The organism is Azospira restricta (genome assembly GCF_016858125.1).
In the GTDB taxonomy this organism is placed as follows: domain Bacteria; phylum Pseudomonadota; class Gammaproteobacteria; order Burkholderiales; family Rhodocyclaceae; genus Proximibacter; species Proximibacter restrictus.
Genome location: NZ_CP064781.1, coordinates 1,237,875 through 1,254,017 on the forward strand (window position 1 = coordinate 1,237,875; position 16,143 = coordinate 1,254,017).

The 16,143-nt window shown below is 64.0% G+C and carries 11 protein-coding genes; all 11 read left to right on the plus strand.

Going from position 1 to position 16,143, the window contains the following annotated elements; translation table 11 throughout:
• Nucleotides 1-213: 213 nt before the first annotated feature.
• Nucleotides 214-4,500 carry a DNA-directed RNA polymerase subunit beta gene (rpoB, locus tag IWH25_RS06005; protein WP_203388420.1) on the plus strand — a complete coding sequence of 1,429 codons (4,287 nt, stop codon included), beginning with the start codon at nucleotides 214-216 and terminating at the stop codon, nucleotides 4,498-4,500.
• Nucleotides 4,501-4,522: 22 nt separating this feature from the next.
• Entirely contained in the window at nucleotides 4,523-8,731 is a 4,209-nt protein-coding gene (gene rpoC / locus IWH25_RS06010; RefSeq protein ID WP_203388421.1) for a DNA-directed RNA polymerase subunit beta', read from the plus strand.
• A 205-nt stretch (nucleotides 8,732-8,936) separates the two neighbouring features.
• Nucleotides 8,937-9,314 carry a 30S ribosomal protein S12 gene (rpsL, locus tag IWH25_RS06015; RefSeq protein WP_203388422.1) on the plus strand — a complete coding sequence of 126 codons (378 nt, stop codon included), beginning with the start codon at nucleotides 8,937-8,939 and terminating at the stop codon, nucleotides 9,312-9,314.
• A gap of 86 nt (nucleotides 9,315-9,400) precedes the next feature.
• The gene (gene rpsG, locus IWH25_RS06020; protein ID WP_203388423.1) at nucleotides 9,401-9,871 is read left to right on the plus strand and encodes a 30S ribosomal protein S7; all 471 of its coding nucleotides are present in this window, start codon (nucleotides 9,401-9,403) and stop codon (nucleotides 9,869-9,871) included.
• A gap of 53 nt (nucleotides 9,872-9,924) precedes the next feature.
• On the plus strand, nucleotides 9,925-12,018 hold the full coding sequence (gene fusA / locus IWH25_RS06025; RefSeq protein WP_203388424.1) for an elongation factor G: 2,094 nt from the start codon (nucleotides 9,925-9,927) through the stop codon (nucleotides 12,016-12,018).
• A 32-nt stretch (nucleotides 12,019-12,050) separates the two neighbouring features.
• On the plus strand, nucleotides 12,051-13,241 hold the full coding sequence (gene tuf / locus IWH25_RS06030) for an elongation factor Tu (protein WP_203388413.1): 1,191 nt from the start codon (nucleotides 12,051-12,053) through the stop codon (nucleotides 13,239-13,241).
• Between the two features lie 66 nt (nucleotides 13,242-13,307).
• Nucleotides 13,308-13,619 (plus strand): 30S ribosomal protein S10, encoded by a 312-nt coding sequence (gene rpsJ, locus IWH25_RS06035; protein ID WP_203388425.1) that lies wholly within the window; start codon nucleotides 13,308-13,310, stop codon nucleotides 13,617-13,619.
• 117 nt (nucleotides 13,620-13,736) lie between these two features.
• A complete protein-coding gene (gene rplC, locus IWH25_RS06040; protein WP_203388426.1) occupies nucleotides 13,737-14,375 on the plus strand; it encodes a 50S ribosomal protein L3 in 639 nt (212 codons plus the stop codon).
• Between the two features lie 9 nt (nucleotides 14,376-14,384).
• Nucleotides 14,385-15,005, plus strand: a complete 621-nt coding sequence (gene rplD, locus IWH25_RS06045; protein WP_203388427.1) for a 50S ribosomal protein L4 — start codon at nucleotides 14,385-14,387, stop codon at nucleotides 15,003-15,005.
• Nucleotides 15,002-15,304 (plus strand): 50S ribosomal protein L23, encoded by a 303-nt coding sequence (gene rplW / locus IWH25_RS06050; RefSeq protein WP_203388428.1) that lies wholly within the window; start codon nucleotides 15,002-15,004, stop codon nucleotides 15,302-15,304. The genes rplD and rplW overlap by 4 nt, the downstream gene beginning before the upstream one ends.
• Nucleotides 15,305-16,132, plus strand: a complete 828-nt coding sequence (gene rplB / locus IWH25_RS06055; RefSeq protein WP_203388429.1) for a 50S ribosomal protein L2 — start codon at nucleotides 15,305-15,307, stop codon at nucleotides 16,130-16,132.
• The last annotated feature ends 11 nt before the right edge of the window (nucleotides 16,133-16,143 follow it).

The following is a 16,143-nucleotide window of genomic DNA, read 5'->3' on the forward strand; positions in this document are numbered from 1 at the left end:
GCCGATGCTGGGCTGGCGGCAGAATTGCCGCCAGCCCTTTTGTGCTTTTCTGGAAACGGGTTGGACGAAGCCCGCAAATTCGTCGCCGGCAGCACTCAAACGCAAGCATGACACCGCCGTGCGTGGTTCCGTTTGATTGTTGTTGTACCCGGAGCGGGAAGTCCGCCCGCCCGGGAATCCCAGGACTTATTGCCCACTGAGCTCGGAGCAAACATGACCTACTCCTATACCGAGAAAAAACGCATCCGGAAAAGCTTCGCCAAGCGCGCCAGCGTGCTTGACGTGCCCTTCCTGCTGGCGACGCAGCTCGACTCCTACACCGCCTTCCTGCAGGCGGCGGTGCCGGTGTCGAACCGTCGGAACCAGGGCCTGCAGGCCGCGTTCTCGTCGATTTTCCCGATCTCCAGCCACAGCGGCAATGCGCGCCTGGAATTCGTCAGCTACCAGCTGGCGGAGCCGACCTTCGACGTCAAGGAATGCCAGCAGCGCGGCCTGACCTTCGCCTCGGCGCTGCGCGCCAAGGTGCGCCTGGTGATCATGGACCGCGAGGTTCCCGACACCGTCAAGGAGGTCAAGGAGCAGGAAGTCTACATGGGCGAGATCCCGCTGATGACGACCACCGGTTCCTTCGTCATCAACGGTACCGAACGCGTCATCGTCAGCCAGCTGCACCGCTCGCCCGGCGTGTTCTTCGAGCACGACCGCGGCAAGACCCACTCGTCGGGCAAGCTGCTGTTCTCGGCACGCGTGATTCCCTACCGCGGCTCGTGGCTGGACTTCGAGTTCGATCCGAAGGACATCCTCTTCTTCCGCGTCGACCGTCGCCGCAAGATGCCGGTGACGACGCTGCTGAAGGCCATCGGCCTGACGCCGGAGCAGATCCTGCGCACCTTCTTCGACTTCGACACCTTCTTCATCGGCAAGAAGACGATCGACTTCGAACTGGTGCCCGAGCGCCTGCGCGGCGAGGTTGCCCGCTTCGACTTCTGCGACAAGTCGGGCAAGGTCATCGTCGCCAAGGACAAGCGCATCACCGCCAAGCACATCCGTGACCTCGACGCCGCCGGCATCAAGCGCATCGCCGTGCCGGAGGACTTCGTCGTCGGCCGCGTCGTCGCGCAGAACATCATCGACCGCGAGACCGGCGAAGTGCTGGCCAACGCGAACGACGAGATCACCGAGTCGCTGCTGAAGAAGCTGCAGGAAGCGGGCGTCGAGGAGCTGCAGACGCTGTACACCAACGACCTCGACCGCGGCGCCTTCATCTCGAACACGCTGCGCACCGACGAGACCGTCTCCCGCCAGGCCGCGCGCGTCGCCATCTACCGCATGATGCGCCCGGGCGAGCCGCCGACGGAGGAAGCCGTCGAGCTGCTGTTCAACGGACTGTTCTATTCCGACGAGCGCTACGACCTGTCGGCCGTCGGCCGCATGAAGTTCAACCGCCGCCTGCAGCGTCCCGACGTGATCGAGTCGAAGGTGATGGTCAGCCACGTGTCGTCGTCGAAGGCCGATGCCGTCGTCGAGGCGATCATCGAGATGGCCGGCGGCGCGCCGTCGGCGGTCAAGGACCTGCTCGGCGAGCTGCACTACGGCGCGCGCGCCGTCGCCGAGAACCTGACCCAGGCCGACGCCGAGGCGCTCGCCGCCAAGCTGAAGACGCTCGGCGCGACGACCGAGGTGCGCGAGCAGCTGACGCTGTCGCCGCGCGACATCGTCGAAGTGATCCAGATCCTGGTCGAGCTGCGCAACGGCCGCGGCGAGATCGACGACATCGACCACCTCGGCAACCGCCGCGTGCGTTCGGTCGGCGAACTCGCCGAGAACCAGTTCCGCGCCGGTCTCGTCCGCGTCGAACGCGCGGTCAAGGAGCGCCTGAGCCAGGCCGAGTCCGACAACCTGATGCCGCACGACCTGATCAACGCCAAGCCGATCAGCGCCGCAATCAAGGAATTCTTCGGCTCCAGCCAGCTGTCGCAGTTCATGGACCAGACCAACCCGCTGTCCGAGATCACGCACAAGCGTCGCGTCTCGGCCCTCGGCCCGGGCGGTCTGACGCGCGAGCGCGCCGGCTTCGAAGTGCGCGACGTGCACCCGACGCACTACGGCCGCGTCTGCCCGATCGAGACGCCGGAAGGCCCGAACATCGGCCTGATCAACTCGCTGGCGCTGTTCGCCCGTACCAACGAGTACGGCTTCCTCGAGACGCCGTACCGCAAGGTCGTCGACGGCAAGGTGACCGACCAGATCGAATACCTGTCGGCGATCGAGGAAGGCCGCTACGTTGTCGCCCAGGCGAATGCGACGCTGGACGCTTCCGGCGCGCTGACCGACGAGCTGGTGACCTGCCGCGAGAAGGGCGAAACGATCCTCGCCGAACCGTCGCGCGTGCAGTACATGGACGTCGCGCCGGGCCAGATCGTCTCGGTCGCCGCCTCGCTGATCCCGTTCCTCGAGCACGACGACGCGAACCGCGCGCTGATGGGTGCCAACATGCAGCGCCAGGCCGTGCCCTGCCTGCGTCCGGAGAAGCCGGTGGTCGGCACCGGCATCGAGCGCACCGTCGCCGTCGACTCGGGTACCGCCGTCCAGGCGCTGCGCGGCGGCGTCGTCGACTACGTCGATGCCTCCCGTATCGTGGTTCGTGTCAATGACGACGAAACCGTTCCGGGCGAAGTCGGCGTCGACATCTACAACCTGGTCAAGTACACCCGTTCCAACCAGAACACCAACATCAACCAGCGTCCGACCGTGAAGGTCGGCGACGTCATCGCCCAGGGCGACGTGGTCGCCGACGGCGCCTCGACCGACAAGGGCGAGCTGGCCCTCGGCCAGAACATGCGCATCGCGTTCATGCCGTGGAACGGTTACAACTTCGAGGACTCGATCCTGATCTCCGAGCGCGTCGTCGCCGACGACCGCTACACCTCGATCCACATCGAGGAACTGACGGTCGTCGCCCGCGACACCAAGCTCGGCCCCGAGGAAATCACCCGCGACATCGCCTCGCTCGGCGAAGTGCAGCTGTCGCGCCTGGACGATTCCGGCATCGTGTACATCGGTGCCGAAGTCGAGGCCGGCGACGTGCTGGTCGGCAAGGTGACGCCGAAGGGCGAGACCCAGCTGACGCCGGAAGAGAAGCTGCTGCGCGCGATCTTCGGCGAGAAGGCGTCCGACGTGAAGGACACCTCGCTGCGCGTGCCCTCGGGCATCGCCGGCACCGTCATCGACGTGCAGGTGTTCACCCGCGAGGGCATCGAGCGCGACAAGCGCGCGCAATCGATCATCGACGAGCACCTGCGTGGCTACAAGACCGACCTCGCCGACCAGATGCGCATCGTCGAGCGTGACACCTTCTCGCGCGTCGAGCGCCTGATCACCGGCAAGGTCGCCAACGGCGGCCCGAAGAAGCTGGCCAAGGGCACCGCGGTGAGTAAGGACTACCTCGCCGGCCTCGATGCGCACCACTGGTTCGACATCCGCATGGCGGACGAGGAGGTCGCGCAGCAGCTCGAGCAGCTGAAGGAAGGCCTCGAGCAGACGCGCAAGGACTTCGACATCGCCTTCGAGGAAAAACGCAAGAAGCTGACCCAGGGCGACGAACTGCCCCCGGGCGTGCAGAAGATGGTCAAGGTGTACGTCGCGGTGAAGCGCCGCCTGCAGCCCGGCGACAAGATGGCCGGTCGCCACGGCAACAAGGGCGTCGTCTCGCGCATCGTGCCGGTCGAGGACATGCCGCACGACAAGGACGGCTTCCCGGTCGACATCGTGCTGAACCCGCTCGGCGTGCCGTCGCGGATGAACGTCGGCCAGATTCTGGAAGTCCACCTCGGCCTCGCCGCCAAGGGCCTCGGCTTCAAGATCGGCGACATGCTGCGCCGCCAGGCCAACGTCAAGGAAGTCCGCGGTTTCCTGGAGCAGATCTACAACGACCAGGGCAAGGCTGAGAACCTCGACGAGCTGAACGACGCCGAGATCATGGGCATGGCGGAGAACCTGAAGGAAGGCGTGCCGTTCGCGACGCCGGTCTTCGACGGTGCCAAGGAAGAGGAAATCAAAGCCATGCTGCGGCTGGCCGGCATGCCGGAATCCGGCCAGATGGTGCTGTTCGACGGCCGTACTGGCGAGCAGTACGAGCGTCCGGTGACCGTCGGCTACATGCACTTCCTGAAGCTGCACCACCTGGTCGACGACAAGATGCACGCGCGTTCGACCGGCCCCTACTCGCTGGTCACGCAGCAGCCGCTCGGCGGCAAGGCGCAGTTCGGCGGCCAGCGCTTCGGCGAAATGGAAGTGTGGGCGCTCGAAGCCTACGGCGCGTCCTACGTGCTGCAGGAAATGCTCACCGTGAAGTCCGACGACGTGAATGGCCGTACCAAGGTGTACGAGAACATCGTCAAGGGCGAGCACAAGATCGATGCCGGCATGCCGGAGTCGTTCAACGTTCTGGTCAAGGAAATTCGCTCGCTGGCGATCGACATTGACCTGGAACGCTACTGATTCAAGGACTGGGAGTTAGGCGATGAAAGCACTGCTTGATTTGTTCAAACAGGTAACGCAGGAAGAGGAATTCGACGCGATCACCATCGGTCTCGCGTCGCCCGAGAAGATCCGTTCCTGGTCCTACGGCGAGGTCAAGAAGCCGGAAACCATCAACTACCGCACCTTCAAGCCGGAGCGCGACGGCCTGTTCTGCGCCAAGATCTTCGGCCCGATCAAGGACTACGAGTGCCTGTGCGGCAAGTACAAGCGCCTGAAGCACCGCGGCGTGATCTGCGAGAAATGCGGCGTCGAAGTGACGCTGGCCAAGGTGCGCCGTGAGCGCATGGGCCACATCGAGCTGGCCAGCCCGACCGCGCACATCTGGTTCCTGAAGTCGCTGCCGTCGCGTCTGGGCATGGTCCTCGACATGACGCTGCGCGACATCGAGCGCGTACTCTACTTCGAAGCCTTCGTCGTCTGCGATCCGGGCATGACCCCGCTCAATCGCGCCCAGCTGCTGACCGAAGACGATTACCTCGCCAAGGTCGAGGAGTACGGTGACGACTTCCAGGCGCTGATGGGCGCCGAAGGCATCCGCGAGCTGCTGCGCAACCTCGATCTCGACAGCGAGGTCGAGAAGCTGCGCGGCGAACTCGAGACGACCGGCTCGGAAGCCAAGAACAAGAAGCTCGCCAAGCGCCTGAAGGTCCTCGAGGGCTTCCAGAAGTCCGGCATCAAGCCCGACTGGATGATCCTCGAAGTGCTGCCGGTGCTGCCGCCGGACCTGCGCCCGCTGGTGCCGCTGGATGGTGGCCGCTTCGCGACCTCCGATCTGAACGACCTCTACCGTCGCGTCATCAACCGCAACAACCGTCTGAAGCGCCTGCTCGAGCTGAAGGCGCCGGACATCATCGTCCGCAACGAGAAGCGCATGCTGCAGGAGTCGGTCGACTCGCTGCTCGACAACGGCCGTCGCGGCAAGGCGATGACCGGCGCCAACAAGCGTCCGCTGAAGTCGCTGGCCGACATGATCAAGGGCAAGGGCGGCCGCTTCCGTCAGAACCTGCTCGGCAAGCGCGTCGACTACTCGGGCCGTTCGGTCATCGTCGTCGGCCCGCAGCTGAAGCTGCACCAGTGCGGCCTGCCGAAGCTGATGGCACTCGAGCTGTTCAAGCCCTTCATCTTCAACAAGCTCGAGCTGATGGGTCTGGCGACCACGATCAAGCAGGCGAAGAAGATGGTCGAGTCGCAGGAGCCGGTGGTCTGGGACATCCTCGAAGAGGTGATCCGCGAGCATCCGGTCATGCTGAACCGTGCGCCGACGCTGCACCGTCTGGGGATCCAGGCCTTCGAGCCGACGCTGATCGAAGGCAAGGCGATCCAGCTGCACCCGCTCGTCTGCGCGGCGTTCAACGCCGACTTCGACGGTGACCAGATGGCCGTCCACGTGCCGCTGTCGCTCGAAGCGCAGATGGAAGCGCGCACGCTGATGCTGGCCTCGAACAACGTGCTGTCGCCGGCCAACGGCGAGCCGATCATCGTGCCGTCGCAGGACATCGTTCTCGGCCTTTACTATGCCACCCGCGACCGCATCAACGGCAAGGGCGAGGGCCTCTATTTCGCCGACGTCGGCGAAGTGACGCGCGCGCTGGCGGCCAGGGAAGTCGACCTGCACTCGCGCGTCTCGGTGCGCATCAAGGAATACGAATCGGACGGCAACGACGGCTGGAACGAGAAGATCACCCGCTACCAGACGACCGCCGGCCGTGCGCTGCTCTCCGAGATCCTGCCCAAGGGCCTGCCCTTCAGCGTCCTCGACCGGCCGCTGAAGAAGAAGGAAATCTCGAAGCTGATCAACACCGCCTTCCGCCGCTGCGGCCTGAAGGAAACCGTCGTCTTCGCCGACAAGCTGATGCAGAACGGCTACGCGCTGGCGACCCGCGCCGGCATCTCGTTCTGTTCGGACGACATGCAGGTGCCGGCGAAGAAGTACGAGATCATCGCCGAGGCGGAGAAGGAAGTTAAGGAGATCGAGACCCAGTACACCAACAGTCTGGTCACCCAGGGCGAGCGCTACAACAAGGTCGTCGACATCTGGGGCCGTACCGGCGACCAGGTGGCGAAGGTCATGATGGAGCAGCTCGGCCACGAGGAAGTGATCGACCGCCACGGCAAGAAGGTCAAGCAGGACTCGTTCAGCTCGATCTTCATGATGGCCGACTCCGGCGCCCGCGGCTCGGCGGCGCAGATCCGCCAGCTGGCCGGCATGCGCGGCCTGATGGCGAAGCCGGACGGTTCGATCATCGAAACCCCGATCACGACCAACTTCCGCGAAGGCCTGAACGTTCTGCAGTACTTCATCTCGACGCACGGCGCCCGCAAGGGTCTGGCCGACACCGCGCTGAAGACCGCGAACTCCGGCTATCTGACGCGCCGTCTGGTCGACGTGACGCAGGATTTGGTGGTCACCGAGGACGATTGCGGCACCCAGAACGGCGCCACGATGAAGGCGCTGATCGAGGGCGGCGAAGTGATCGAGGCGCTGCGCGAGCGGATCCTCGGCCGCGTCGCGGTGAATGACGTGGTCAACCCGGAAACCGACGAGACGGTGATCGAAGCCGGCTCGCTGATCGACGAGGATGCCGTCGACCTGATCGACGCGCTGGGCATCGACGAAGTGCGAGTGCGTACTCCGCTCACCTGCGACACCCGCTACGGCCTGTGCGCCAAGTGCTACGGCCGCGACCTCGGCCGCGGCAGCCTGGTCAACACCGGCGAGGCGGTCGGCGTCATCGCCGCCCAGTCGATCGGCGAACCGGGCACGCAGCTGACGATGCGTACCTTCCACGTCGGCGGCGCGGCATCGCGTGCGGCGGTGGCCTCGCAGGTCGAGACCAAGAGCACCGGCGTCGTCCGCTTCACGGCGACGATGCGCTATGTCACCAACGCCAAGGACGAGAAGATCGTCATCACCCGTTCCGGCGAGGTGCTGATCACCGACGACAACGGCCGCGAGCGCGAGCGCCACAAGGTGCCGTACGGCGCCACGCTGCAGGTGGGCGACGGCCAGCAGGTCAAGGCCGGCGCCAAGCTGGCGACCTGGGACCCGCACACCCGCCCGATCATCAGCGAATACGGCGGCATGGTGAAGTTCGAGAACGTCGAGGAAGGCGTCACCGTCGCCAAGCAGATCGACGAGGTGACCGGCCTGTCGACGCTGGTCGTGATCGACCCGAAGCGCGGCGGCAAGGCGCAGACCAAGGGTCTGCGTCCGCAGGTCAAGCTGCTCGACGCCAACGGCGACGAGGTCAAGGTGCACGGCACCGACCACGCGGTGGCGATGACCTTCCAGGTCGGCGCCATCATCACCGTCGTCGACGGCCAGCAGGTCTCGGTCGGCGACGTGCTCGCCCGCCTGCCGCAGGAATCGGCAAAGACCCGCGACATCACCGGCGGTCTGCCGCGCGTCGCCGAGCTGTTCGAAGCGCGTACGCCGAAGGATGCCGGCCTGCTCGCCGAGTTCACCGGCACCGTGTCGTTCGGCAAGGACACCAAGGGCAAGCAGCGCCTGGTCATCACCGACCTCGACGGCGTCACGCACGAGTACCTGATCCCGAAGGACAAGCACGTGCTGGTGCACGACGGCCAGGTGGTGAACAAGGGTGAGTCGATCGTCGACGGCGAACCGGATCCGCACGACATCCTGCGCCTGCAGGGGGTCGAGGCGCTGGCCCGCTACATCACCGACGAAGTGCAGGACGTCTACCGTCTGCAGGGCGTGAAGATCAACGACAAGCACATCGAGGTGATCGTCCGCCAGATGCTGCGCCGCGTGAATATCGTCGATCCGGGCGACACCCGTTTCATCAAGAGCGAGCAGGTCGAGCGTGCCGAAGTGCTGGACGAGAACGACCGCGTCACCGCCGACGGCAAGATTCCGGCGACCTACGAGTACGTGCTGCTCGGCATCACCAAGGCCTCGCTGTCGACCGACTCGTTCATCTCGGCCGCTTCCTTCCAGGAAACGACCCGCGTGCTGACCGAGGCGGCGATCATGGGCAAGCGCGACGAACTGCGTGGCTTGAAGGAAAACGTCATCGTCGGCCGCCTGATCCCGGCGGGTACCGGCCTGGCCTATCACAACACGCGCCGCCAGCAGTCCGCCGGCGACGACATCGCCTTCGACCGTCCGATTTCGGACGAAGAAGCGGTGCCGACCTCCGAGGAAAACCTGCAGGCGAACAGCTGAAACAACGCCGGCGTCGGGCCTGGCCCGATGCCGGCAGGTTGACTTTGGACTTGATCAACCCTAAAATCTCGGGTCTTTGTCAGCAAAGGCTAACCAAAGCCTTTGTTTTAAATAACAAAATCGCCGGGGCGGACTTGTCCGCCTTGGCTTTTTTGCGATCCGGCGGCGCCTGTTGCCGGTCTCGCAAGCTATTTGGGACTTGAAAATGCCGACCATCAACCAACTCGTGCGTCAAGGCCGTACGGCCGAGATCACCAAGAGCAAGGTTCCCGCGATGGAACGTTGCCCGCAGAAGCGGGGTGTCTGCACCCGCGTCTACACCACCACGCCGAAGAAGCCGAACTCCGCGCTGCGGAAGGTCTGCAAGGTGCGTCTGACCAACGGTTTCGAGGTCATCTCGTACATCGGCGGTGAGGGTCACAACCTGCAGGAGCACTCCGTCGTCCTGATCCGCGGTGGTCGTGTCAAGGACCTTCCGGGTGTCCGCTACCACACCGTCCGTGGTTCGCTCGACACCCAGGGCGTCAAGGATCGTAAGCAGGCCCGTTCGAAGTACGGCGCCAAGCGTCCGAAGGCAGCGTAATTTCTGCCTGAGTAAGTGGTCGCTCATGATGGGCGGCCGGGAAAGGCTTTTGCCTTTCAACTGAATTGTGAACTAGAGAGGTTGTTATGCCCCGTCGTCGTGAAGTACCGAAGCGCGACATCCTGCCGGATCCGAAGTTTGGTTCGGTCGATGTCTCCAAGTTTGTCAACGCCATCATGCAGAGCGGCAAGAAGTCGGTTGCCGAGCGCATCGTCTATGGCGCCTTCGAGCAGATCGCCACGAAGAGCGGCAAGGATCCGCTGGAAGTGTTCGCGGCTGCGATGGGCAACGTCAAGCCGATGGTCGAAGTCAAGTCCCGTCGCGTCGGCGGCGCCAACTACCAGGTGCCGGTCGAAGTCCGTCCTGCCCGTCGTGCCGCGCTGGCGATGCGCTGGCTGCGCGAAACCGCGCGCAAGCGTTCGGAGAAGACGATGGGTCTGCGTCTCGCTGCCGAGCTGATGGAAGCCGCCGAGAACCGCGGCGGCGCCGTGAAGAAGCGCGACGAAGTGCATCGCATGGCTGAAGCCAACAAGGCCTTCGCCCACTTCCGCTTCTAAGTTTCGCTGTTCGATCAGCGAATTCTCGTTCTTTAAACACGAAGGTTACTACTGTGGCACGCAAAACCCCTATCGAGCGCTACCGCAACATCGGTATCAGCGCGCACATCGACGCCGGCAAGACCACCACGACCGAGCGCATCCTCTACTACACCGGTGTTAACCACAAGATCGGTGAAGTCCATGACGGCGCCGCCACCATGGACTGGATGGAGCAGGAGCAGGAGCGGGGCATCACCATCACCTCCGCCGCCACCACCTGCTTCTGGAAGGGCATGGACATGCAATTCCAGGAGCACCGCTTCAACATCATCGATACCCCGGGACACGTCGACTTCACGATCGAGGTCGAGCGCTCGATGCGCGTTCTGGACGGTGCCTGCATGGTGTACTGCGCGGTCGGTGGCGTGCAGCCGCAGTCCGAGACGGTCTGGCGCCAGGCGACCAAGTACAAGGTGCCGCGTCTTGCCTTCGTGAACAAGATGGACCGTTCGGGTGCGAACTTCTACAAGGTCGTCGACCAGATGAAGACGCGCCTGAAGGCCAATCCCGTGCCCATCGTGCTGCCGATCGGCGCCGAGGATACCTTCGCCGGCGTCGTCGACCTGATCAAGATGAAGGCGATCATCTGGGACGAGGCGTCCCAGGGCATGAAGTTCGAATACAAGGACATCCCGGCCGAGCTGGTCGAGGATGCCAAGACCTGGCGCGAGCAGATGGTCGAGGCGGCTGCCGAGGCCTCCGAGGAACTGATGAACCAGTACCTCGAGAACGGCGACCTGCCGGAGAAGGACATCATCGCCGGTCTGCGCACGCGCACGATCAACTGCGAAATCCAGCCGATGCTGTGCGGCACCGCGTTCAAGAACAAGGGCGTGCAGCGCATGCTCGACGCCGTCATCGAACTGCTGCCGTCGCCGGTCGACATCCCGCCGGTCGAGGGTGAGAAGGAAAACGGCGACAAGGACAACCGCGAGGCTTCCGACAGCGCCAAGTTCTCGGCGCTGGCGTTCAAGCTGATGACCGACCCGTACGTCGGTCAGCTGACCTTCATCCGCGTCTACTCGGGCGTGCTGAAGTCGGGCGACACCGTCTACAACCCGATCAAGTCGCGCAAGGAGCGGATCGGTCGCATCCTGCAGATGCACGCCAACAACCGCGAGGAAATCAAGGAAGTTCTGGCGGGCGACATCGCCGCCTGCGTCGGCCTGAAGGAATGCACAACCGGCGAGACGCTGTGCGATCCGGACGCGCCGATCATTCTCGAGCGCATGGAATTCCCGGAGCCGGTGATCCACGTCGCCGTCGAGCCGAAGACCAAGGCCGACCAGGAAAAGATGGGCATCGCCCTGAACCGCCTGGCCGCCGAGGATCCGTCGTTCCGCGTGCGCACCGACGAGGAGTCGGGTCAGACCATCATCTCGGGCATGGGCGAACTGCACCTCGAGATCATCGTCGACCGCATGAAGCGTGAATTCAGCGTCGAAGCCAACGTCGGCGCGCCGCAGGTGGCCTACCGCGAATGCATCAAGAAAGCGGTCGAGCAGGAAGGCAAGTTCGTCAAGCAGTCCGGCGGTCGCGGCCAGTATGGTCACGTCTGGCTCAAGATCGAACCGAACGAAGCCGGCAAGGGCTACGAGTTCGTCGACGCGATCAAGGGCGGCACCGTGCCGCGCGAGTTCATCCCGGCGGTCGACAAGGGCCTGCAGGATGCGATCACCAGCGGCGTACTCGCCGGCTTCCCGGTCGTCGACGTCAAGTTCACGCTGTTCGACGGTTCGTACCACGACGTCGACTCGAACGAGAACGCGTTCCGCATGGCTGCGTCGATGGCCTTCAAGGAGGGCATGAAGAAGGCCAGCCCGACGCTGCTCGAGCCGATGATGGCCGTCGTCGTCGAGACCCCGGAAGACTACATGGGCAACGTCATGGGCGACCTCTCCGGCCGTCGCGGCATGGTCCAGGGCATGGACGACCTGCCTGGCGGCATGAAGGAAGTGAAGGCCGAAGTGCCGCTGGCCGAAATGTTCGGCTATTCCACGCAGCTGCGTTCGCTGACCCAGGGTCGCGCCACGTACTCGATGGAGTTCAAGCACTACGCCGAAGCGCCGAAGAACGTCGCCGAAGCCGTCATCAACAAGAAGTAACCTGATTTTTTGAATTAGCTGAGGATAAAGAAATGGCCAAAGGTAAATTCGAACGTACGAAGCCGCACGTGAACGTGGGCACGATCGGTCACGTTGACCATGGCAAGACGACGCTGACGGCGGCGATCACGACCGTTCTGTCGCGCAAGTTCGGTGGTGAGGCGAAGGCCTACGACCAGATCGACGCGGCGCCGGAAGAGAAGGCGCGCGGCATCACGATCAACACCGCACACGTCGAATACGAAACCGCGACCCGTCACTACGCCCACGTTGACTGCCCGGGCCACGCCGACTACGTCAAGAACATGATCACCGGTGCCGCCCAGATGGACGGCGCGATCCTCGTCTGCTCGGCTGCCGACGGCCCGATGCCGCAGACCCGCGAGCACATCCTGCTGGCCCGCCAGGTCGGCGTGCCGTTCATCATCGTCTACCTGAACAAGTGCGACATGGTTGACGACGCCGAACTGCTCGAGCTGGTCGAGATGGAAGTCCGCGAACTGCTCTCCAAGTACGAATTCCCGGGCGACGACGTGCCGATCATCAAGGGCTCGGCGCTGAAGGCTCTCGAAGGCGACCAGTCCGAGATCGGCGAGCCGTCGATCTTCCGCCTGGCCGACGCGCTGGACAGCTACATCCCGACGCCCGAGCGCGCCATCGACCAGCCGTTCCTGCTGCCGATCGAAGACGTCTTCTCGATCTCGGGCCGCGGCACCGTGGTGACCGGCCGCGTCGAGCGCGGCATCATCAAGGTCGGCGAGGAGATCGAGATCGTTGGTATCAAGCCGACGACCAAGACCACCTGCACCGGCGTTGAAATGTTCCGCAAGCTGCTCGACCAGGGCCAGGCCGGCGACAACGTCGGCGTGCTGCTGCGCGGCACCAAGCGCGAGGAAGTCGAGCGCGGCCAGGTGCTGGCGAAGCCGGGTTCGATCACCCCGCACACCCACTTCACGGGTGAGGTGTATGTGCTGTCGAAGGACGAGGGCGGCCGTCACACCCCGTTCTTCAACAACTACCGTCCGCAGTTCTACTTCCGCACGACCGACGTGACCGGTGCGATCTCGCTGCCGGAAGGCACCGAGATGGTGATGCCGGGCGACAACATCAGCATGACCGTCAAGCTGATCGCCCCGATCGCCATGGAAGAAGGTCTGCGCTTCGCGATCCGCGAAGGCGGCCGCACCGTCGGCGCCGGCGTCGTGGCGAAGATCATCGAGTAAACGTTCTTTCGACAATCAGCGGCGGAGTGAGTACTTCGCTCCGTCGCCCGCTCTTTGGAAAGCAAAATGCAAAACCAGAAGATCCGCATCCGCCTCAAGGCCTTCGACTATCGCCTGATCGACCAATCGGCCCTGGAGATCGTCGACACCGCCAAGCGTACCGGCGCCGTCGTCCGTGGCCCGGTGCCGCTGCCGACCAAGATCCAGCGTTTCGACGTGCTGCGCTCGCCGCACGTGAACAAGACCTCGCGCGACCAGTTCGAGATCCGCACCCATCTGCGCCTGATGGACATCATCGATCCGACCGACAAGACGGTCGACGCGCTGATGAAGCTGGATCTGCCGGCGGGTGTCGACGTCGAGATCAAGTTGCAGTAAGGCAGTATTTGCGGATATAATCCGCCGTTTTCGCCGGGTGGCCCCTTTGGGGTCGCCCATTTTGACTTGTAGCAGCAGTCTCGCCGGCCAATCGTAGCCGGCAAGAGGAGAATAACCATGAGTCTAGGCCTTGTTGGGCGCAAGGTCGGCATGACGCGCATTTTCACCGAGGACGGCGCGACCGTTCCGGTGACCGTGCTCGACGTGTCGAATAACCGTGTGACCCAGATCAAAACGCCTGAAACCGATGGCTACGCCGCGGTGCAGGTAACCTTCGGCCAGCGCCGCGCCTCGCGCGTTGGCAAGCCGCTCGCCGGTCACCTGGCGAAGGCCGGTGTCGAGGCGGGGCACGTCCTCAAGGAGTTCCCGGTTTCCGCCGAGGAGCTCTCGAACCTGAAGCCGGGCGACCAGATCAGCGTCACCATCTTCGCCGTCGGCCAGAAGGTCGATGTGTCGGGTACGTCGATCGGTAAGGGCTTCGCCGGTGGCATCAAGCGCCACAACTTCAGCTCGAACCGCGCGTCGCACGGCAACTCGATCTCGCACAACGCGCCGGGCTCGATCGGTATGGCGCAGGATCCGGGGCGCGTTTTCCCGGGTAAGCGCATGTCGGGTCACCTCGGCGACGTCAAGGCGACCACCCAGAACCTCGAAATCGTCCGTGTTGACGCCGAGCGCCAGCTGCTGCTGGTCAAGGGCGCCGTTCCGGGCTCGAAGGGGTCGGACGTGGTTGTCCGCGCGGCGGTCAAGGGCTAAGGGGGCGACATGGAACTGAAAGTCATCAACGAACAAGGTCAGGAAGCCGCCAAGCTGCAGGCTTCCGATGCGCTGTTCGGCCGCGACTACAACGAATCCCTGGTGCACCAGGTCGTCGTCGCCTATCAGGCCAACGCGCGTTCCGGCGACCGCAAGCAGAAGGGTCGCAGCGAAATCGCCAAGTCCACCAAGAAGCCGTGGAACCAGAAGGGCACCGGTCGTGCCCGTGCCGGTCGCGCTTCGTCGCCGCTGTGGCGTGGGGGCGGCAAGATTTTCCCGAACACCCCGGACGAAAACTTCAGCCAGAAGCTGAACCGCAAGATGTACCGCGCCGGCATGGCGTCGATCCTCTCCGAGCTGGCTCGCCAGGATCGCCTGTCGGTGGTTGAGAACCTTGCCGTCGAAGCGCCGAAGACCAAGCTGTTCGCGCAGAAGATCAAGGGCATGGGCTTCGAGTCGGTGCTCGTCGTCACCGATGCGCTCGACGAGAACACCTATCTCGCCTCGCGCAACCTGCCGAACGTGCTGGTGCTCGAGGTTAACGAAACCGATCCGGTCTCGCTCATCCGCTTCCCGAAAGTGCTGATGACCAAGAGCGCGGTCGCCAAGTTTGAGGAGATCCTGGGATGAACCAAGAGCGTCTGATGCAAGTGCTGCTTGCGCCCCAGATTTCCGAGAAGGCGACCTGGGTTGCCGAGAAGAACGAGCAGGTGATCTTCCGCGTCGTTTCCGACGCCACCAAGCCGGAAATCAAGGCCGCCGTCGAGCTGCTGTTCAAGGTGCAGGTCGAGTCGGTGCAGGTTTCTACCGTCAAGGGCAAGCAAAAGCGTTTCGGCCGCTCGATGGGCCGCCGCAAAAACTGGAAGAAGGCTTTCGTCAGCCTGAAGCCGGGCCAGGAAATCAATTTTGCTGAAGGGGGGGCTGTGTAAATGGCACTCGTCAAAGTAAAACCGACGTCCCCCGGCCGCCGTGCCGTCGTCAAGGTCGTCAACCCGAACCTGCACAAGGGCAAGCCCTTTGCCGGTCTGGTCGAGAAGCAGACCAAGAACGCCGGTCGCAACAACAACGGCCGCATCACCACCCGTCACCAGGGCGGTGGCCACAAGCAGCATTACCGCGTGGTCGACTTCAAGCGCAACAAGGACGGCATCCCGGCCAAGGTCGAGCGTCTCGAATACGACCCGAACCGCACCGCCAACATCGCGCTGCTATGCTACGCCGATGGCGAGCGTCGCTACATCATCGCCCCGAAGGGCATGGTCGTCGGTCAGGAAGTGATGTCTGGCTCGGAGGCCCCGATCAAGGCCGGCAACGCGCTGCCGATCCGCAACATCCCGGTCGGTACGACCATCCACTGCATCGAGATGGTGCCGGGCAAGGGGGCGCAACTGGCGCGTTCGGCCGGTGCTTCGGTGCAGCTGATGGCGCGTGAAGGCGTGTATGCGCAGGTTCGCCTGCGCTCCGGCGAAGTGCGCCGCGTGCACGTCGAGTGCCGCGCTACCGTCGGCGAAGTCGGTAACGAAGAGCACAGCCTGCGTTCGATCGGCAAGGCCGGCGCGCAACGCTGGCGTGGCATCCGCCCGACCGTTCGCGGCGTCGCGATGAACCCGGTCGACCACCCGCACGGTGGTGGCGAGGGACGCACCGCTGCCGGTATGAACCCGGTCAGCCCGTGGGGCACCAAGACCAAGGGTTATCGCACCCGCAAGAACAAGCGCACGAACTCGATGATCGTTCAGCGCCGTCACAAACGCTAAGGGGTAATACG